Raw genomic sequence first — 18,169 nt, forward strand, 5'->3', positions numbered from 1 at the left:
ATTTAAGCTGGGCCTGAACGGCACTCCGCGATCACTTACTAACGATTTGTTTTTTTTGAGGCTCCCTAATTGACGATCACCTCTGAGAAAGCGCAATTTGATCGCCTGCTGAGGCCCCTAATTGCGATTGCGGCACTCGCGGTCAATCTCTACCAGATCGACCATGAAAGCCTGTTCATGGACGAAATCCACCAGGTCTCCTGCTATCGACTGCCCTTTGCGGAGGTAACGAAGTGCGCCTTGGGAATGGTGCAGCCTCCTCTGGACTACTGGCTCGGCCATTTTGTTTTCAAATTCTCTACCAGTGACTTCGCCGCAAGGCTGCCTGCCGCCCTCTTCGGGGTCGGCAGCGTGCTCCTTTTCATGATGCTGCTCCAGGGAAAGGTTCGCCGGGAGATACTTTACAGCCTGACCCTGCTTTATGCCATTTCCCCGTTCCAGATTTACTTTTCGCAGGAAGCGCGCCCTTACGCAATTGCGATCTTTTTCTGCCTGATGCTGGTGTTCTTCACCGAAAGGTATCTGACACGACGAACGATGGGGGCAATCGGCTTTCTAACCATCCTGTTGGTTGCCTTCCTCTTCCTGTTGAGCAGAACTTTCTCACCGCTGCTCATTGTCATCACCCTTTGCGCGATGCTGGGGTATTTGTCGATGAGGCATTTCCGGCTGGGAGAATTTCCCCAGCTTCGGGAGCGTCTTCTCTTTCTCGGCAGTCTTTTGGTTGCCTTGGTCATATATCTGCCCGTGCATATGCGGCTGACGCAATACGCCAACCGCTATGCCACCGGTGCTGACGACATCGGTCTCAGCCTGTTGCTGGATGGTTTCTCAAAATTCCATCTACACCCCGGCATCAATGCTTATCTGGCCCAGATGGATCCCATCGGTCTGCTTGCAGCACCCTTTTTGATTTTTGCCTTGATAGTCAATTTTCGGGATTTTTTGCAAGGGCGATTTCACCTTTTCAGTATCACTGCGGTTCTGCTGCCAGCAAGCTTGTTTTTACAAATTTTTGTCTATTCAGCAAAGACAGGTTACCAACTCAGACCGCCCTATTTAGTGGGTGTCCAAGCACTGAGCTTGCTGTTATGCGCCTACAGTTTGGAGCGACTCTGGCGCATAGAGTGGCGATCATTGCGCATAGTCCGATCGCTCCTGTCCGCCGGAGTGGTCGTTTTCGCACTTTTCACCCTGTGGGATTTCGAGACCACACCTAAACGGGAAAACTGGCGTGACCTTTTTTTCACCATCGCCGCTCAAGCCAGAAACGATGAGCTGGTGATCTTCGACAGCCTTTCCGGGAGTCATTCTTGGAAGCCTTACATGTACGGTGCCCTGAGATACGATACAGGATCGGCAGTGCTGGCAGATATGCCGAGCCTGCGTGACAGCGTCATCAAGCTGGATACAGTAAGTGCCAGACCTAAACTGGTTCTGTTTTACTACCGGAACATCCGGTTAACCTCGCGCTCCGACATCCCCATCATGCTAAACACCTACGGTTCGCCGGATCTGGGCAAACACCCGCTCGTAAGCGAAGACCTGAAGATTACCCATTTCAACGGCTTTCTCCTCATTGAGCCGAAGTTCGATGACCAAAACCTTTTGGCTAACACCTATCGTTTGTTTTACAGTACAGTGAAACTGTTGCCGCCAAAGGCACCGGTAATTGATATGCTGCTGACTGCAGCGCGTATCGAGGCCCTGTGTCCGCAGCTCACGATCGCCGACTTCAACCCGTTGGAACTTGCTCAAGGTCTTGCTGCGGAACAGGATCAGCCCCATCTGGCCGAAACCTTGAAACTGATAAAGACAGCAGCCCTGACTTCCACCGCCGGTCGGTGCAGGTAAGAGAGGAAGAACCTGAATTCGTATAATAAGTGCATATCCTCTGCAAGCGGCTGATATCCAGAAACATCTTGAAAGAAACAAGACTCAGGTGTATTGCTGAAACCATTTCCAGATGTTATATAAATGCGTGAATTCAAGTTGTAAGTGCGAATTTTGCTGGGTTGAGAAAAGAGTGAGTTGTGGTAACATGATGGCTCAATTCTCACGACCAAGCAAGAGGAGCGCACATGAAAAATTACACACAACTCACCGAATCAGAACGTAACCAAATTACACCATCCGCCATAGCCTTGCAGCTGAGTCGGTGCCCGGCAACCATCTGTAGAGAATTACGCCGCAATCGTGGTCTTCGTGGATATCGTCCCCGGCAGGCGCAGCAGATGGCTGAAACTCGCCGCCGTGAAAAGGCGAAGCCGAAAATCCCTGAAGAGACGTATGATATTGTCAATGATCTCATAAAGAAGGACTGGAGTCCCGAACAAATCAGCGGCTGGCTGGCTGCTGAGAAGAATATGCGGATCAGCCATGAGCGCATTGCACCAGCACATCGCCCGCGACAGGAAGCGGGGAGGAAGCTTGCGTCTTCACTTACGCCGCCGAAAGAAAAAAACGTTATGGAAGCGCTGACCAGCGGGGTCAGATCAGGAGTCGTGTGTCGACAGACAAACGACCTGATATTGTTGAAGAACGATCCAGAATTGGTGACTGGGAGGCCGACACAGCAATCGGCCGGCGCGGCGGGGCTGTCCTTGTCACGCTGGTTGAGCGCAAGTCCCGTTTCAGCGTCATCGCCCTTGCGCCGGACAAACGGGCCTCCAGTGTCACACAGGCTCCTGCCGGAGCGCTGCTCCCATGCTCAGGAACAAGTTCAAACCATAACTTGCGACAATGGCAAGGAATTTGCTTTTCATCAAGAGTTCTCCGCCGCTTTTCAGGCTGAATGCTTCTTCGCTCACCCTTGCTCAGGCTTGGGAACGGGGACTTAACGAGAATACGAATGGGCTGCATACGCCAATATCTCCCGAAAGGAACTGATTTCGATATGTTGAGCCGGCAGGACATCAACTTGATCATGGATCACCTCAACAACAGGCCACGAAAAGCTCTTGCCTTCAATACACCAAAAAAGCTATTCTTGGAAGCCTGCCAAAAAGTTGCACTTGGAACTTGAATCCACCGTTTAAACTATGAGACAGCACTGCCACGCTATGATTCATGTCGTTATTGGTACCAAAGCACAACTTATTAAAATGGCACCTTTGCTGGCGTATTTTAAGCGACATGGCATGCCCTATCATTATATTTCCACTGGTCAGCATAAGGCAACCATTGATGAAATTCTCGCCAATTTTGATTTACGTGCACCGGATACTCTGCTATACAACGGTCCAGACATTACCTCAATCAAGCAAATGGCGGTTTGGGGTGCGAAGCTGCTGTGGCGGACATTTTGGCACAGCCGGGAGGTTTTTCCCGGTGATAGAACAAAAAGCATTGTATTGGTGCATGGGGATACATTTTCCACTCTGCTTGGAGCGTTGATGGGTAAGTTTGCCGGACTCAAGGTCGGTCATGTCGAGTCTGGCCTGCGTTCTTTCAACTGGTTTCATCCTTTTCCTGAAGAAATTACGCGCCTGTTGACTTTTAAACTCAGTGATTATTTTTTTTGTCCAGGTGAATGGGCAGTAAATAATTTAGTCAAAGAAAAAGGGCATAAAATCAATACTATTAATAATACGTTATACGAATCTTTGCAGGCCGCGCTGTCTGTAATTGAGCGTATCACTGATGTGGAAATTCCTCTGCATACCTATGCTGTCGTCACACTTCATCGTTACGAAAATGTATATAAAGTTGAAGCATTGTCTCGCATAGTGAATTTAATAGAACAGATTGCGACAAGCTGCCCGCTGCTGTTTATTCTTCATAAGCCGACGGAAATCAACCTGAAAAAATTTGGTTTTTACCAACGGCTGGTGGATAATTCACGGATTGAATTGCGCCCCCGTTATGATTATTTTCGCTTTATCAAGCTGCTGCACGGCGCGCATTTTGTGGTCAGCGACGGCGGCAGCAATCAGGAAGAGTGTTACTATCTCGGCAAGCCGGTGATTCTGTTGCGCCAATCCACAGAACGCAAGGAGGGGATAGGCAAAAATTGCGTACTGAGTTGCTATGACCCGCAAGTGATTGATGAATTTTTAAATCATGTCGATGATTATCGCTATACGTTCAAACCTCAGACGGAATCGCCATGTCAAATAATTGCCGGGCAATGTCTTCAGTTTGCTACGAAGATTAATGATGATAAGGTATAATACAGACAATAAACGAAATAAATTGAATTTAATTATGAATATTCATTTTGTCGCTCAATGCCGACCATCTGCCATTGGGCTTTTTTAATTTTGTTTTGAGTTAAGTGGCGGCTGGTGTTGGTTATTTCAGGGTAAATAACATTAAGGGAATTCAAATGTTATCTAAAGAACAGTTAAAGGAATTGCACGGAAAGAAATATGTCGAATCATTTACAAATAAACAATCTAAATTTAGAATAGAACGTCTTATCAATTCAGTGCCATTGTCTTCAAACTTTAAAGTCGCTGATTTTGGGTGTGGCAATGGAATTCTTTTCCATTTTCTTTCAAATAAAGTTGATAGCTATACAGGTATTGATTTTTCTGAAGAATTTATTGATGCGGCAAAAAGAAAACAATATAGCTCAACTTCAAATGTAGAGTTTGTATGTGCAGATATTTCTGAATTTTGCTCAAAAAATAAAGAAGTTTATGACTTAGCATTTGCTATGGATTTTTCAGAGCATGTGTATGATGAAGAGTGGGTTGATATTTTAATAGCAATACACTCTTCTTTAAAAGATGGAGGAAAGCTGTATATTCATACACCTAACGCAGAATTTTTTCTTGAAATAATGAAGAAACATAATTTTTTTCTTAAACAATTTCCTGAACATGTGGCTGTTAGAGATATTGACAATAATTGTAATTTATTGAAAAAGGCCGGGTTTGAAATTAAAAAAATCGATTTAATCTCCCATTACAATATTCTGAAGTTTCTTCACCTCATGTCTTTTATTCCAGCTATAGGAAAATACTTTAAGGCCAGAATATTCATTGAGGCCATTAAAGAATCACGATACTAACAATGATAGTTTGGCAAAAAAATACAAATATCTATCTACACTCTGCATTTGTCCCAGAATGATGGAATCATCCCAAGTCCTTAGTTATTGCTATAGTATTATTGTTGATTACAACGCAATGTTGATGAAATCAAAGCTAAAATATCTATGTTATATCGCCTTGTCAGTATTTTTAATAGCATGGATTATGTATTCTTTTAAAGAAGGAAAAGAACTGGTTAAAACAACAAAAAATATAAGTTGTCTATATTTTATCCCCCAATTTATTTGTATATTTCTTACAAATGTCCTTAATAGCTATTTAAACATGTCCTTAATTCAACACTTTGGCTTGAAACTTTTTTGGAAAGAATGGCTTCCTCTTGGATTTGTCAACTCTCTTGCTAATCTCATCTTTCCGGCTACAACTGGCACAATGATAAAAGCGGTTTACTTGAAAAAAAAATACAATTTTGCAATAACAAAAAATTTTTCTTTACTCTTGTTTGCAACTTTTATCACTTACCTTAATCTGTTTTTCTTAACAGGTATTTCTTTATTTTTTATGAAAAAAATATACAATGATAATGTAATTAACATCAATAATTTGATACCAAATTCACCAATACCTTTTTTTGATCTGCTTACAACAGGCATGTTTGCTATGACTACTATAGGATTGATAATATTGCTAATATTAAAACTTATCAGGCATAATGGATATTCATGCCAAAAACATACAAGAACACGGGACATAAATTTTGCGCTGTTGTTGCTTCAAGGTTCTATGGAGTTAAGTTCAAGTAAAACTATTGCTGTAAAAATATTTATATGCACTTCGTTAAGCTACTTCATCAGACTTGGAATGCTTCATTGGGGATTTCTTGCAGTTGATGCTCATTTAAATATTTCTCAACTTATTTTCATTAACTTATTTTTTTCTCTACAGAGTTTCGTTAATTTTCTACCGGGAAACATAGGAATTCAGGAGGTTGTCATTACTATATCTTCCGGTGTGATTGGAGGGGATTTTTCAGACGGATTGATCGTAGCTGCTATTATCAGATTGGCATCATTGATTGAAATTTTTTTATTTGGTTTTTTATCGTATAAGATACTGAATGTCAGTGCATTTCTTAATCAAAAAACGGCTGGATTATCGAACAACAATTGACATTTTTGTAGTAAAAAATATTTTCTGCTAATTATGCATAACACAAAATACCCCACCATCGTCCTCCGCTACTGGCTCGCCGCCTTCCTTTTCGCAACAGCCGGTCTCCTGATCGCCCTCTACTCAGCTCACAGCCACTATCAAAACTACACTGATCCGCTCTACAGCAGCTTCTGCGCGATCAGCAAATCAATCAACTGCGATACGGTCGCCCAGAGTCCTTGGTCGATCATGTTCAGCATGCCGGTTGCTTGGTGGGGCGTTCTCTTTTACCTCTTTTTTCTACTGATCCTGCTGACAGAAAACCGGTACGACCTTGCCGCATGGCGCGGCTGGCTGCTGGTCATGTCCATTTCCTCAGCAGTAACGCTGGGGCTGGCAGTCATTGCAGTTTGGAAAATCAAATCCCTCTGCTTGGTCTGCCTTGCCACATACATAGTCACCTTTGGCCTAACCTATATCTGCTGGCTTGGTCAACGGCGGTGCAAAGAAGCCTTTGCCAAAGGTGCGGCCAATGTCACTGCTGCATTCAATCTGAAAACCGCGCTGCGCAATTACAGTGTTGCCGCAGGTGTGTTCTGCGTCAGTCTGCTCCTGCTCTATGGTCTCATGCCCCGCTACTGGCTCCTTTCCGCTGCTGAGGTCAGTGCCGATGTCAGCAATCTGCCCCATGGTCTGACCGAGGACGGCCATCCGTGGGTCGGCGCGGAAAAACCGCTGCTGACCATCACCCAGTTTTCGGATTACCAGTGCTTCCAATGCAGCAAGATGTATTTTCTCCTGCGGAATTTTCTCGCAGCGCACCCTGACAGCCTCCGCCTTGTTCATCGGCATTATCCCTTGGATCATAAGGTGAATCCCGTCGTTGTGCCGGAACCGTTTCATGAAGGCTCAGGCAAACTGGCCAAGGTTGCCATCTTGGCGGCAATGCGCGATAAATTCTGGAAGACCAATGATCTGCTCTATGCGATGATCCGCAGCAATGGCGACAAAATCAAAACAATTCCTCTCAAGGAAATTGCCGACAAAACTGGTCTGAACATCAACGAACTGGTCGCCGCTCTCACCCATCCTGCCATCAGCGCACAACTGAGCCGGGATATTCGGGAAGGCATGAAGCTCAAGATAACCGGCACACCGGCCTTTCTGATTGACGGCCAAGTCTATCAAGGTCAGATTCCGCCGCAGATTTTAAAAAAGATCAACAAGCTGCCGTAAAAATGAAACGACAGCATTTTCTACAGGCAGCACTTGCGCTTGTTGTTCTCTGCATTGCCGTGCTTGCCTGCACCCCGCCTTTCAGCCGCGATGCCCTGATTCACCACCTACAAGTCCCCAAGCTCTATCTCCAGCACGGCGGCATGCATGAGCTGCCAGAGCTGTTTTTTGCCTATTACCCCATGAATCTGGGCCTGCTTTACATGGCGGCCTTATGGCTGGGCAGCGACATCCTGCCAAAATACATCCATTTTTCTTTTGCCCTTGCCACAGCCCTGCTGCTGCACTGGCATTTGCGCAGAAGGCTGTCAAGCAGTCATGCTTGGCTGGGCGCGGTCTTTTTTCTCAGCATTCCGGTCATCGTCAAGTTGTCAATCACCGTCTATGTTGATCTGGGCTTGGTTTTCTTCAGCACCGCCGCCCTGCTCCTCCTCTTCCGCTGGCTGGAGACAAAACGGCTCCGTGATCTGCTGCTGGCAGGGTTCTGCTGCGGCTTGGGCATCGGCACCAAATACAACGGCCTGCTGGTGCTGTTTCTTCTCACCTTCATGGTGCCGCTGCTGTTCATCAGAGCACAGAAACAGCAACAAAGGACTGCTTTTCCGGCAGTGAAGGCGGCGGCGATTTTCTGCTTTGCCGCACTCTTTGCCGCTTCCCCTTGGCTGATCAGAAATGCTGTCTGGACCGGCAATCCGTTCTATCCCTTGTATAACAGCTTTTTCAGCAGCTTCAGCACAGGACAGCAAGCTGACACTGATTCGGATAATGAGGAGGCAAAACAGGACAGCACTGTCCGAGGTGTTTTTGCCAGACGTTATCTTTTATATCGGGAAAATATCTGGCAACTTCTTCTCCTGCCGGTGCGGATTTTCTTTCACGAGGCGCAGGACGACGACCCCCGCTATTTCGATGGCCGCCTGAATCCCTTCCTGCTTCTGCTGCCGCTGACTGCGCTGCTTCTCCTGAAAAAAGCAGACCGCCAAGCGCGTCTGGAGCAGGCCGCAATGACCGCCTTCTGCCTGCTCTATTTCCTCTACGCCTTCAACACCGGAGTGCTGCGCATCCGCTATCTGGTGCCGATGGTGCCGTTTTTAGTGATCCTGTCCATGCACGGCCTGCACCGGCTGGAAGTGCTGGCCGGAACAGGCCGCCTTGCCGCAGCTGTCTGGCTGCTGCCTGTCATTTTGATGCTGACGTGGAACGGCCTCTACATCCGCCAGCAATTTGCAAAAGTTGATCCCTTCAGCTATCTCAGCGGACGCTTGAGCAGAGATGAATATTTAGCCAAGCAGATTCCAGAATATCCGCTTCTTCAGCACATCAACAGCAAGCTGCCGAAATCGGTAAAAATATTCTGCATCTTCATGGGACGAAGGGGATATTACATAGACAGGCCGCATTCCTTTGAGGAACCTGGCAAGGCGGACGGCCTGATGGCGTGGCTGAAGCAGCCGGGAATGACGGCGGAGCAGATAGGGCAGCGGCTGAAGGAAAAAGGTTTCAGCCATCTGCTGATCAGGCGGGATTTGCTTTACAACCAGCTGCGGCAGGAAGAAATAAGCACCCAGCAGCTTTGGGTGAATATAGAACAGCGACATCTTCTGCCGCTGGCCTCGCATCTCTATTACACCTTGTATCAGACCTCATTCTGAGGCGGCAATCTTTCCTTCTCGCCAAAGCGTTTTTCCGTGCCGTTGAGCAGCCGACGGATGTTCTGCTGGTGCTTAATCCAGATCATCAGAGCAACAAAGGCGGCCAGCCAGAATTTCCATAATGGCTCATCGAAAAAATAAAGGCTGGTCGGCATGGCTGCTGCGCCGAGCAGCGAGCCGAGAGAGACAAAGCCGGTTGGGGCAGTCACGGCGATGAAAATCGCTACACTGACTAACAGAGCTTTGGGGGCGAGATAAAGAAAAATGCCCAGCGCGGTGGCCACACCTTTGCCGCCCTTGAAGCGGAGAAAAACCGGGAACATGTGGCCAGTCACCGCCGCCGCGCCGCAAAGGGCGGTGACGGTGTCGCGGCTGGAATCATCGCCGCCGAGCAGCAGCCCGGCAGCCAGCATGGGCAGAAAGCCTTTTGCCGCATCGAAAAACAAGGTGAGCAGGCCGATTTTCTTGCCCACCAAGCGGGAGACATTGGTTGCGCCAATGTTGCCGCTGCCGTGCTGGCGGATGTCAATGCCGCTGCGCCGCGACAGCAGCAGGCCGAAGGGAATCGAGCCGATCAGGTACGCCGCCGCAGGCAGCAGAAGATGCAAACTGTTCATGACCGGCTGGATTTTGGCTACCCAAGGTGTTCCAGCAAAATGTTCAGCATCCGCCGCACCGGCTCCGCCGCGCCCCAGAGGAGCTGGTCGCCGACGGTGAACGCGCTCAGATACTGAGGGCCGAGATTCATTTTCCGCAGCCGCCCCACTGGCACGGTCAATGTGCCGGAAACGCTTGCCGGACTCAGCTCGCGCAGGGTGTCCTCTTTGGTGTTCGGCACCAAGCGCACCCAGGCGTTGTGGCTGGCAATCGCCGCCTCAATCTCGGCCAGCGGGATGTCCTGATTCAGTTTCACCGTCACCGCCTGACTGTGGCAGCGCATCGCTCCGACCCGCACGCAGCAGCCGTCCACCGGAATCTGACAGCTCTCGTCCCGGCCCAAAATTTTGTTGGTCTCGGTGATGCCCTTCCATTCCTCGCGGGTCTGGCCGTTGTCCATGGCCCGGTCTATCCACGGAATCAGACTGGCTGCCAGCGGCGCGCCGAAATACTGGGTGAGGAAGCGCGGGCTGCGGATGGTCTCGGTCACATTGCGGTCGATGGCGAGGATGTTAGCCTTGTCATCAAGCAGATTCTGGCAGTTCTCGCCGATCAGCCGCATTTGGTTGACCAATTCCAGCATGTTCTTCGCCCCGGCACCGGAAGCGGCCTGATAGGTCTGCGTGCTCAGCCACTCCACCCAGCCTTTCTCAAACAGACCGCCAAGAGCCATCAGCATCAGCGAAACCGTGCAGTTGCCGCCAATATAGTTCTTGATCCCGTCCGCCAAGCCCTTGTCGATGACCGTCCGGTTCACCGGGTCAAGAACGATGATCGCGTCCTTCTCCAAGCGCAGGGCAGAAGCTGCGTCAATCCAGTAGCCCTGCCAGCCGGCCTCGCGCAGTTTGGGATACACTTCTTTGGTGTAATCGCCGCCTTGGCAGGAGAGGATGATGTCCAAATCCTTGAGCAGCTCAATGTTGAAGGCATCCAGCAGCTCGTATGTTGTGCCGCTGATTTCCGGCCCGGCCTGCCCGGCCTGCGAGGTGGAGAAAAAAAGCGGCTCGAAATTCTGGAAATCGTTTTCCTCGCGCATCCGCTCCATAAGCACAGAGCCGACCATGCCCCGCCAACCGATGATGCCTGTTTTTTTCATGATCTGTTCCTGAATAAATTTGTGCAGAGTGTTTTTCCTGACGGGCTGGCTCAGATGATCCGCAGATAATGAATCAGCTCTTTGGCGATGACCGGAGCCACCGAATACACTTCCAGTATATCATCTGTTTTTGTGCCGGGATAGGTGTCCGCGCCGATAATCCGGCGGATGCCCCGCTCTTGGAATTTGGCGCGGGCGTTGCCGGAGAGCACCAGATGCGTGGCCATGCAAAGCACATCGGTCGCGCCCGCTTCGTAGCAGCGGTCGGCGGTCTGGAGCATGGAGCCGCCGGTGCGGATCATGTCGTCGCAGATGATCGCGGTCTTGCCTTTGACCGCGCTGGAGAGCTGGCCGATGATGGTTTTGTCCACATCGTAGCGATCTTTGTTCGCCGCCGTGTGCGGGCAGCTGAGGATGCCCGCCACCCGCGCCACCCGCTTGCTGAAGCCGTAATCCGGTGAAACAAGGACATAGTCGCCCAAGTCCATATCCCGGATTTTCTTCGCCGCCAGCTCCTCAGTCCAGATGTGCCGAGTTTTGATCTCGCCGGAATGCGCATGCAGCACCGCTTCGGAGTGCAGATCAACAAAGGCCACATATTTCGGGCGGCTGCGGAATATCTGCCGAGTGCGGGTCACGCCTTTGGGGATTTCTCCGGACTCCGGTTTGGCCCGCTCCATGGTCGAATAGCCGAGATACGGAATGACCACGTTGACGCTGCGGACGTTCCAGTACAGGCCACCCGCGATCAAATCCAGCAGCTCCTGAAGCGCGCTGTCCGTGTGCGTGGCCGAGATGATGACCATGTCCACCCCGGAGACATCGCGGGGAAAAGCGTGGTAAATCTCGCCGTCCGAAAACTGCTTGCGCACCATCGGCGTCCATTCAATTTGGAGTTCCGATGCGACTTTGTCGGCCAGCGGAATGGTGTCCTGCGTGGCAAGCAGAAGGATGTTTTCTCGTCTGATCATTGCTTACAACGCCGCTGCGATGGCCTCGCCCATTTCCTTAGTGCCGACTACCTTGCAGCCCGGCGTGGCGATGTCGGCGGTCATGATGCCCTGCTCCAGCACCTTGGCCACTGCGTTTTCCACCGCATCCGCCGCCGCAGGCTGTCCGAGGCTGTAGCGCAGCATCATCGCTGCGGAAAGAATCTGGGCAATCGGGTTAGCGATGCCTTTGCCCGCGATGTCCGGGGCCGAGCCGCCCGCCGGTTCAAACAGGCCAAAGCTGCTGCTGTTCAGGCTCGCCGAGGCCAGCATTCCGATGGAGCCGGTGAGCATCGCAGCTTCGTCGGAGATGATGTCGCCGAACATGTTGCCGCAGAGCATGACATCAAACTGCTGCGGCCATTTCACCAGCTGCATCGCCGCGTTGTCCACGTAAATATGGCGCAGCTCCACGTCCGGGTATTCAGCGGCGATCTGCGTCACCACCTCGCGCCAAAGCACCATTGTGGTCAGTACATTGGCCTTGTCCACCGAAGCCACCATTTTGCGGCGGCCCCGCGCAGCCTCAAAGGCCATGCGGGTGATGCGCTCGATCTCAGAACGCTTGTAGAGCATGGTGTCATAGGCGAATTCGTCTGGCCCGCTGCCTTCGCGGCCCTTGGGCTGGCCAAAATAAATGTCTGAAGTCAGCTCGCGCACCACCAGCACATCAAAGCCTTCGCCCGCGATGTCGGCGCGGAGCGGGCAGGCGGCGGCCAGCGCCTTGAAGACCTTGGCTGGGCGCAGATTGCAGAAAAGATCAAAATGCTTGCGCAGCGGCAGGAGAGCGGCCCGCTCCGGCTGCTCGGCGGGCGGCAGCTTCTCCCATTTCGGGCCGCCGACTGAGCCGAAAAGAATCGCGTCGCTGAACTCGCAGAGTCGCAGCGTGGACGGCGGCAGGGCCTGGCCGTGATTGTCAATGGCGATGCCGCCCACGTCGGCAGCCTCGCAATGCAGCTCGAAGCCGAATTTCTCCTGGGCCGCGTCCAAGACCCGCAGGGCCTCCGCCATCACTTCCGGGCCGATGCCGTCGCCGGCCAGCACTGCTATTTTTTTCTTCATCAATTTCGCCGTCCTTGTTCAGTCAGAATTCGCTGGAAAAAATTTGCACGGAAGATTACCAGAAAAAGAGCGGTTTGCCAAGGCTGTCAAGGCTGTTTCCGCACAGCGGCCAGCAGGCGCGGATCAAGCAGAGCGACGCGCAGTTCCGGCATGGTCTTGCTGCCGACGTTTTTGTTCAGCGGCGGCAGCAAAGCCAGCGGATCGAAAAAATGCTTTTTCACAATCTCGCGGGCAAGCAAATTGAATTTGCGCGCAAACCTCGCTTTGACGAATCCGCCAAGATGCTGTGTCGCGCAAGTTTTCGTGATTCCGGCAGTGCGGACGAGGCTGATGATTTTGGATGATGTGGCAGAAAAAATGCTGGCGGCGGTCAGAGGCAAAACGCTCTGACCGCCAGAAAAGAAATGAAGCTGGAGATCAGCGGCCGCAGCCGCCAGTGCTGCACGAGCCGGAACTGCATCCGCCCCCGCCGCCTGCTGGTTTGGCTGAGGTGACAGCAAAGCCGGAACGATAGCCTGCGTCCATGTAATCAACCTTCACGGCGCCGCAGGTGAGAAGCAGTCCCTCCTCGATTAAAAACTGCACGCCGCCTTCTTCAAATGTTTTGTCGTTGTCCTTTGGCTCATCCAGAGCCAATCCCAGTGATGGGCCAGCTCAGCCGCCCTGCATCAGCGTGATGCGGACAGGGGAGTCAATGTTGTTCTGCGCGAGATAGGCTTTCAGATTCTCCGCCGCAGAATGTGTCACTTCCAGCATGATGGACCTCCTGTGGTTTGTCAGCAAATTCCGCCCGCCGTGCCGGAGGACGGAACAAATCAAATTCAGGCCGCATTCCGCGCAGAGAAATATCCCCCTGTCCAAGGAGGAGGAGCAGGGGGATCGGTCAAAGGAGGATTTGTGGCTTCTTTCATACTACGGCCTGCGGGCGGACAAGTCAATGGCCTCCTGCCTTTTTTAAATGAGATTTATTCTCAGCTAAAGCCCGCAGCGGGCCGCCCTGCCTGAAAAAACTTGCAAAACCGCTTCGCTGCCCGTACTATTCCAGCAAAGGGCAGCAACTCTTCAACAGCAAAGACCACAGGACAAACCATGCGCAAAATAGTGATCTCCACCGGCGGCGGCGACGCGCCCGGCCTGAATGCGGTCATTTTCGCGGTTGTGAAATCAGCCTCGCGGCTCGGCTGGGAGGTCTACGGCAGCAAGCACGGCTATAAAGGGTTTCTTGACCCGGACGAGCTGGTGCGCCTGACCGCGAAAGACGTTGAGGGCATCACGCCGATCGGCGGCACCATCCTTGGCACCACCAACAAAGGCAATCCCTTTAAAATGCCCGTGCAGAATCTGATCGGCGAGACGCAGTTTGTCGATGTCTCTGAACGCGCGCTGGCTTGTTTCAAGCGGATGGGCTTTCATTGCCACATCGCTGTGGGCGGCGACGGCAGTTTGGAAATCGCCCACCGTTTCGCCCTGATGGGAATGCCGGTGGTCGGCGTGCCGAAGACGATTGACAATGATCTGGAGGCCACAGACCGCACTTTCGGCTTTGACACCGCTGTGGCCACCGCCACTGAGGCGCTCGACAAGCTGCATTCCACCGCCAAGTCCCACGACCGGGTGCTGGTGGTCGAGGTCATGGGCCGCGAGTCCGGCTGGATCGCCCTGTACTCCGGCATTTCCGGCGGCGCGGACGTGGTGCTGCTGCCGGAGCTTCCTTTTGACATGGAGGCGGTCTGCGCGAAAATCACTGAGAATGAACTGCACGGCAAACGCTACTCCATTGTCGTTGTCGCGGAAGGCGCCAAGGCCGAGGGCGGCAAGGTGCTTGACCGGGGCGCAGGCGAAGCCGGGCGGGCCGAGGTCGTGCTGGGCGGCATCGGCGAATGGGTGGCTGAGGAAATCCGGCAGCGGATCGGCAAGGACACCCGCTCTTTGGTGCTGGGTCACTTGCAGCGCGGCGGCTCGCCCACCACCTTTGACCGCCTCTTGGCCCTGCGTTTCGGGGCGGCGGCGGTGCGCATGGCCGAGGCAGGCCAGTTTGACCACATGGTGGCCTGGACTCCGCCGACCATGTCCGCTGTGCCGCTGGAGGAGGCCATCCGCTGCCGCAAGCATGTTGACCTGAACAGCGACAAGGTGCTGACCGCCCGCTCCATCGGCATCTGCCTCGGCGACCGGGAATAGCCATGCGCACGGCGGCAGTTCTGCGCGACATCTATCACCGCCTGCTGGCGCATTTCGGCCCGCAGCATTGGTGGCCCGGCGGCAGCCCCTTTGAAATCATGACCGGGGCCATCCTCACGCAGAATACAAATTGGAGCAACGTTGCAAAGGCGATTGCCAACCTTAAGGCAGCAGGGCTGCTCGCTCCGGCGCAGCTTGCCGCTTTGTCAGCGGGAGAGCTGGCTGAGATAATCCGGCCAGCCGGGTATCACAATCTGAAAGCCGCCCGGCTGAAAAATCTGCTTGCCCTGATTGCGGAACAGGGCGGCGTGGAGACCCTGCTGGCGCAGCCGACCGCGATGCTGCGCGAGCTGCTGCTGGGGGTGAAGGGCATCGGCCCGGAGACAGCGGACTCCATCGTTCTCTACGCCGCAGGCCGACCGGTCTTTGTTGTTGATGCCTATACGCACCGCATCCTCTTCCGGCACGGCCTGATCAGCGAAGACTGCGACTATTTCCAGATGCAGGAGCTGTTCATGGACCATCTGGAAGAGGATGCGGCCCTTTTCAATGAGTACCATGCCCTCATCGTCCGCGTCGGCAAGGAGTTTTGCAAAAAATCCAAGCCGAGATGCGAAGGCTGCCCGTTATCCGCCGCAGGAGAGGAAGATTTTTTGTCCCAACAAGCATGGCATCTGCAAGATGATCTGATTTGAGTGGAACGCAGCAAAATATCGCTTCTTTGCCTGATCAGCGGCAAAACTCCCGCACGCCGTGAAAGCTGCGGCGGTGGATGGGGGAAGGGCCGTGCTCGGCAATGGCGGCGCGGTGGGCTTTGGTGGGATAGCCTTTGTGCTGGAGGAAATTGTACTGCGGATAGTGCTCGTGACAGTCAGCCATCAGGTGGTCGCGGATGACTTTGGCGACAATGGAGGCGGCGGCGATGGACGCGCTTTTGGATTCGCCTTTGACCAAGGCTAACTGGGGCAGATTGACCGGCACTTTGAACAGGCCATCAACCAAGAGATAATCAGGATGTTTTCCCGCGCTGTCGGCGCAATTCTCGACTGCCCGGCGCATGGCCAGCAGCGAGGCGCGGTGGATATTGAGCTGGTCAATCTCTTCCGCCGAAGCAAGGCCGATGCCAATCAGAGCGGTTGAACGGCGCAGATCGCTGTAGAGCCGCTCGCGGCGGAGCGGAGTCAACTTTTTGGAATCTTTCCAGCGGGAATAGTCGCTGTCAGGGGGAAGGATGACGCAGGCCGCCGTTACTGGCCCAGCCAGCGGACCTCGTCCGGCTTCGTCCACTCCGGCGACATGGAGCAGACCATGCTTATGCAGGCGGCGTTCATGAAAAAAGGTGTTCCCGCCGGGCTGCGGCGGGAACAGGAAGGCATCGTCCAACAGGCATCAGGCCCCAGCCTGCTTGTTGTTCCGCTGCCGCTCGCTGATGCGGGCTGCCTTGCCGCGCAGGTCGCGCAGGTAGTAGAGCCGTGAGCGGCGCACCTTGCCGTGCGAAACCACTTCAATTTTGTCAATCCGGGGAGAATGTGTGGCAAAGGTCTTCTCCACGCCCACGCCGTGGGAAATCTTCCGCACGGTGAAGCTGGCATTCATCATGCCGCGCTTCCGCTTGAGCACCACGCCCTGAAATATCTGCACCCGCTCCTTGTTGCCCTCGATGATGCGGATATGCACTTTGACATTGTCGCCGGGACGGAAGTCCGGGTGGTCGAAGCGCATGGATTCTTGGTCAATTCTGTCAATGATGTTCATGTTCGTCCTCTTGCGCGGGCCTGCCGCTTGATGGTTCGTAGTTGTCGCAATGCTGACCAGCCTCTTCCCGGCGGCCCAGCAGTCTGTCGAGCACGATGGATGCGGCGGACCGCACCGAAAGATGATTGTACGCCCCCGGCCCGGAGATGGGCGGCAGCATCGCGTCCGCCAGCTCCAAGGCTTCCGGGGCCAGCCCCCACGCTGTGCCAAAAAGCAGCAGCACGGGCAACTTTTCACCGATGATTTCTTGGCGCAAAGCGGCGAAGCTGACGCGCTTCTTATCGGCAGATGCTGCGCTGGTGGCCACCACTTTGGGCCTGCGGCCATGCTGCCGGGTCATCTCGTCAATGACCTCCGTCAAGCTGGCGCGTATTTTGATCAAGGACAAAGCTGCGGCTCGGTCGCTGTCCGCCACGCCGCCGTAGCCCTCAGTCCAGTGGCCGACGATCCCGGCGGCCAGCTCCTGCTGGAGCGGATAGGGCGTGACCACCCAGTACGCGCTCACACCGAAGGTCTTGCTTGCTCTGGCGATGTCGTGCAGATCGAGATTGGTCACTGCCGAGCCGATGATCTCGCCGTGCCGGTTGACCACCGGATGGTGGATCAGAGCCACATCGAGATGAAATTCAGCATCCATGTCCGGCTCGTGCCTGCTGCACCTGTGCATAAAGTCCGGCCCTTTTCAGCTGTTTTTGCTCGGCGGATGAAAACTGCGCCTCAGCCAGCAGCTCAGGCCGCCGCACCAAGGTCAACCGCACCGATTCCAAAAAACGGTGCTCCTCAATTTTAGCGTGATCGCCGCTCATCAGCACTTCTGGCACTTCCAGTCCGGCGAATTCACGCGGTCTTGTATATTGCCCGTGCTTGAGCAGATTGCGACTGAAGCTGTCTTTAGCCGCCGAATCCGCGCAGCCAAGCACTCCTGGCAGCAATCTGGTCACGGAATCCACCACCACCAAAGCGGCCAGTTCGCCACCGGTAAGAATGTAGTCGCCGATGGACAGCTCCTCGTCAACGTGCAAGCGGCAGAACCGCTCATCCACACCCTCGTAACGCCCGCAGACCAGCACGATTTTTTCCAGTCCGGCCAGCCGCTCAGCAGTACGCTGATTGTACACTGCGCCGCGCGGCGAGAGCAGTATCACTCGTCCCGGCGCATCACCCTGCACGTCATGCAGACAGGCGGCCAACGGCTCCGGCTTCATCACCATGCCCTCGCCGCCGCCGAATGGGCGGTCGTCGGTCATGGCGTGCTTGTCCTCGGCCCAGTCGCGGATGTTGTGCAAATGGACCTGAATCTGCCCGGCAGCCAAGGCGCGCCGGATGATGCCCTCTTGCAGCGGCGAGGCGAGCAGCTCCGGGAAAATGCTCAGTATGTCAAAACGCACG

18 protein-coding genes and 1 pseudogene are annotated in these 18,169 nt (G+C 53.3%); 9 read left to right on the plus strand and 10 right to left on the minus strand.

Annotation, left to right across the window (positions count from 1 at the left end):
• The first annotated feature begins 69 nt into the window (after window positions 1-69).
• The 7 genes and pseudogenes from ACNKH3_RS12345 (at window position 70) to ACNKH3_RS12375 (ending at window position 9,040) form a co-directional block, all read left to right on the plus strand.
• Window positions 70-1,854, plus strand: coding sequence for a hypothetical protein (locus ACNKH3_RS12345; RefSeq protein ID WP_420209439.1), 1,785 nt, complete (start codon window positions 70-72; stop codon window positions 1,852-1,854).
• Window positions 1,855-2,081: 227 nt separating this feature from the next.
• A pseudogene (locus ACNKH3_RS12350) lies at window positions 2,082-3,025 on the plus strand (IS30 family transposase).
• A gap of 37 nt (window positions 3,026-3,062) precedes the next feature.
• Complete coding sequence (locus ACNKH3_RS12355) at window positions 3,063-4,172, plus strand: UDP-N-acetylglucosamine 2-epimerase (RefSeq protein ID WP_420209440.1); 1,110 nt, start codon at window positions 3,063-3,065, stop codon at window positions 4,170-4,172.
• Window positions 4,173-4,276: 104 nt separating this feature from the next.
• On the plus strand, window positions 4,277-5,017 hold the full coding sequence (locus ACNKH3_RS12360) for a class I SAM-dependent methyltransferase (protein WP_420209441.1): 741 nt from the start codon (window positions 4,277-4,279) through the stop codon (window positions 5,015-5,017).
• Between the two features lie 124 nt (window positions 5,018-5,141).
• Window positions 5,142-6,170, plus strand: a complete 1,029-nt coding sequence (locus tag ACNKH3_RS12365) for a lysylphosphatidylglycerol synthase domain-containing protein (protein ID WP_420209442.1) — start codon at window positions 5,142-5,144, stop codon at window positions 6,168-6,170.
• A gap of 33 nt (window positions 6,171-6,203) precedes the next feature.
• A complete protein-coding gene (locus ACNKH3_RS12370) occupies window positions 6,204-7,388 on the plus strand; it encodes a vitamin K epoxide reductase family protein (RefSeq protein ID WP_420209443.1) in 1,185 nt (394 codons plus the stop codon).
• 2 nt (window positions 7,389-7,390) lie between these two features.
• Entirely contained in the window at window positions 7,391-9,040 is a 1,650-nt protein-coding gene (locus ACNKH3_RS12375) for an ArnT family glycosyltransferase (RefSeq protein WP_420209444.1), read from the plus strand.
• Here ACNKH3_RS12375 and plsY read toward each other — a convergent pair.
• From plsY to ACNKH3_RS12405, 6 genes are all read right to left on the minus strand, one after another.
• Entirely contained in the window at window positions 9,025-9,657 is a 633-nt protein-coding gene (gene plsY / locus ACNKH3_RS12380) for a glycerol-3-phosphate 1-O-acyltransferase PlsY (RefSeq protein WP_420209445.1), read from the minus strand. The two genes, ACNKH3_RS12375 and plsY, sit on opposite strands and share 16 nt — an antisense overlap.
• Before the next feature lie 17 nt (window positions 9,658-9,674).
• Complete coding sequence (asd, locus tag ACNKH3_RS12385) at window positions 9,675-10,793, minus strand: aspartate-semialdehyde dehydrogenase (protein WP_420209446.1); 1,119 nt, start codon at window positions 10,791-10,793, stop codon at window positions 9,675-9,677.
• 50 nt (window positions 10,794-10,843) lie between these two features.
• A complete protein-coding gene (gene prs, locus ACNKH3_RS12390; protein ID WP_420209447.1) occupies window positions 10,844-11,764 on the minus strand; it encodes a ribose-phosphate diphosphokinase in 921 nt (306 codons plus the stop codon).
• Between the two features lie 3 nt (window positions 11,765-11,767).
• A complete protein-coding gene (gene leuB, locus ACNKH3_RS12395; RefSeq protein WP_420209448.1) occupies window positions 11,768-12,844 on the minus strand; it encodes a 3-isopropylmalate dehydrogenase in 1,077 nt (358 codons plus the stop codon).
• A gap of 86 nt (window positions 12,845-12,930) precedes the next feature.
• On the minus strand, window positions 12,931-13,065 hold the full coding sequence (locus ACNKH3_RS12400) for a hypothetical protein (RefSeq protein ID WP_420209449.1): 135 nt from the start codon (window positions 13,063-13,065) through the stop codon (window positions 12,931-12,933).
• Between the two features lie 196 nt (window positions 13,066-13,261).
• A complete protein-coding gene (locus ACNKH3_RS12405) occupies window positions 13,262-13,600 on the minus strand; it encodes an IscA/HesB family protein (RefSeq protein WP_420209450.1) in 339 nt (112 codons plus the stop codon).
• A 333-nt stretch (window positions 13,601-13,933) separates the two neighbouring features.
• On the opposite strand from ACNKH3_RS12405, the gene ACNKH3_RS12410 reads away from it, so the two are divergent.
• Both ACNKH3_RS12410 and ACNKH3_RS12415 read left to right on the plus strand, forming a co-directional pair.
• Window positions 13,934-15,025, plus strand: a complete 1,092-nt coding sequence (locus ACNKH3_RS12410) for a 6-phosphofructokinase (protein ID WP_417915715.1) — start codon at window positions 13,934-13,936, stop codon at window positions 15,023-15,025.
• Window positions 15,026-15,027: 2 nt separating this feature from the next.
• Window positions 15,028-15,720 carry an endonuclease III domain-containing protein gene (locus ACNKH3_RS12415; RefSeq protein ID WP_417915714.1) on the plus strand — a complete coding sequence of 231 codons (693 nt, stop codon included), beginning with the start codon at window positions 15,028-15,030 and terminating at the stop codon, window positions 15,718-15,720.
• Window positions 15,721-15,754: 34 nt separating this feature from the next.
• On the opposite strand, the gene ACNKH3_RS12420 is transcribed toward ACNKH3_RS12415, so the two are convergent.
• The 4 genes from ACNKH3_RS12420 to trmD are packed head-to-tail and all read right to left on the minus strand — an operon-like array spanning window position 15,755 to window position 18,168.
• On the minus strand, window positions 15,755-16,408 hold the full coding sequence (locus ACNKH3_RS12420) for a ribonuclease HII (RefSeq protein WP_417915713.1): 654 nt from the start codon (window positions 16,406-16,408) through the stop codon (window positions 15,755-15,757).
• A 6-nt stretch (window positions 16,409-16,414) separates the two neighbouring features.
• The gene (gene rplS, locus ACNKH3_RS12425) at window positions 16,415-16,780 is read right to left on the minus strand and encodes a 50S ribosomal protein L19 (protein WP_417915712.1); all 366 of its coding nucleotides are present in this window, start codon (window positions 16,778-16,780) and stop codon (window positions 16,415-16,417) included.
• Window positions 16,767-17,417, minus strand: a complete 651-nt coding sequence (locus ACNKH3_RS12430; protein ID WP_420209451.1) for an RNA methyltransferase — start codon at window positions 17,415-17,417, stop codon at window positions 16,767-16,769. Before ACNKH3_RS12430 ends, rplS begins: the two co-directional genes overlap by 14 nt.
• Window positions 17,407-18,168: a tRNA (guanosine(37)-N1)-methyltransferase TrmD gene (trmD, locus tag ACNKH3_RS12435; RefSeq protein WP_417915710.1), complete on the minus strand. Its 762-nt coding sequence runs from the start codon at window positions 18,166-18,168 to the stop codon at window positions 17,407-17,409. The genes ACNKH3_RS12430 and trmD overlap by 11 nt, the downstream gene beginning before the upstream one ends.
• Between the last annotated feature and the right edge of the window lies 1 nt (window position 18,169).

The sequence above is a fragment of the Candidatus Electronema sp. JC genome, from assembly GCF_048287365.2.
Lineage (GTDB): Bacteria > Desulfobacterota > Desulfobulbia > Desulfobulbales > Desulfobulbaceae > Electronema.

Excerpts from the sequence above, each read along its gene's own strand:
- asd (WP_420209446.1), bottom strand. The coding sequence starts at position 10,793 with ATGAAAAAAACAGGCATCATCGGTTGGCGGGGCATGGTCGGCTCTGTG.
- ACNKH3_RS12355 (WP_420209440.1), top strand. The coding sequence starts at position 3,063 with ATGATTCATGTCGTTATTGGTACCAAAGCACAACTTATTAAAATGGCA.
- leuB (WP_420209448.1), bottom strand. The coding sequence starts at position 12,844 with ATGAAGAAAAAAATAGCAGTGCTGGCCGGCGACGGCATCGGCCCGGAA.
- prs (WP_420209447.1), bottom strand. The coding sequence starts at position 11,764 with ATGATCAGACGAGAAAACATCCTTCTGCTTGCCACGCAGGACACCATT.
- ACNKH3_RS12375 (WP_420209444.1), top strand. The coding sequence starts at position 7,391 with ATGAAACGACAGCATTTTCTACAGGCAGCACTTGCGCTTGTTGTTCTC.
- plsY (WP_420209445.1), bottom strand. The coding sequence starts at position 9,657 with ATGAACAGTTTGCATCTTCTGCTGCCTGCGGCGGCGTACCTGATCGGC.
- ACNKH3_RS12365 (WP_420209442.1), top strand. The coding sequence starts at position 5,142 with ATGAAATCAAAGCTAAAATATCTATGTTATATCGCCTTGTCAGTATTT.
- ACNKH3_RS12430 (WP_420209451.1), bottom strand. The coding sequence starts at position 17,417 with ATGGATGCTGAATTTCATCTCGATGTGGCTCTGATCCACCATCCGGTG.
- ACNKH3_RS12410 (WP_417915715.1), top strand. The coding sequence starts at position 13,934 with ATGCGCAAAATAGTGATCTCCACCGGCGGCGGCGACGCGCCCGGCCTG.
- ACNKH3_RS12370 (WP_420209443.1), top strand. The coding sequence starts at position 6,204 with ATGCATAACACAAAATACCCCACCATCGTCCTCCGCTACTGGCTCGCC.
- ACNKH3_RS12415 (WP_417915714.1), top strand. The coding sequence starts at position 15,028 with ATGCGCACGGCGGCAGTTCTGCGCGACATCTATCACCGCCTGCTGGCG.
- rplS (WP_417915712.1), bottom strand. The coding sequence starts at position 16,780 with ATGAACATCATTGACAGAATTGACCAAGAATCCATGCGCTTCGACCAC.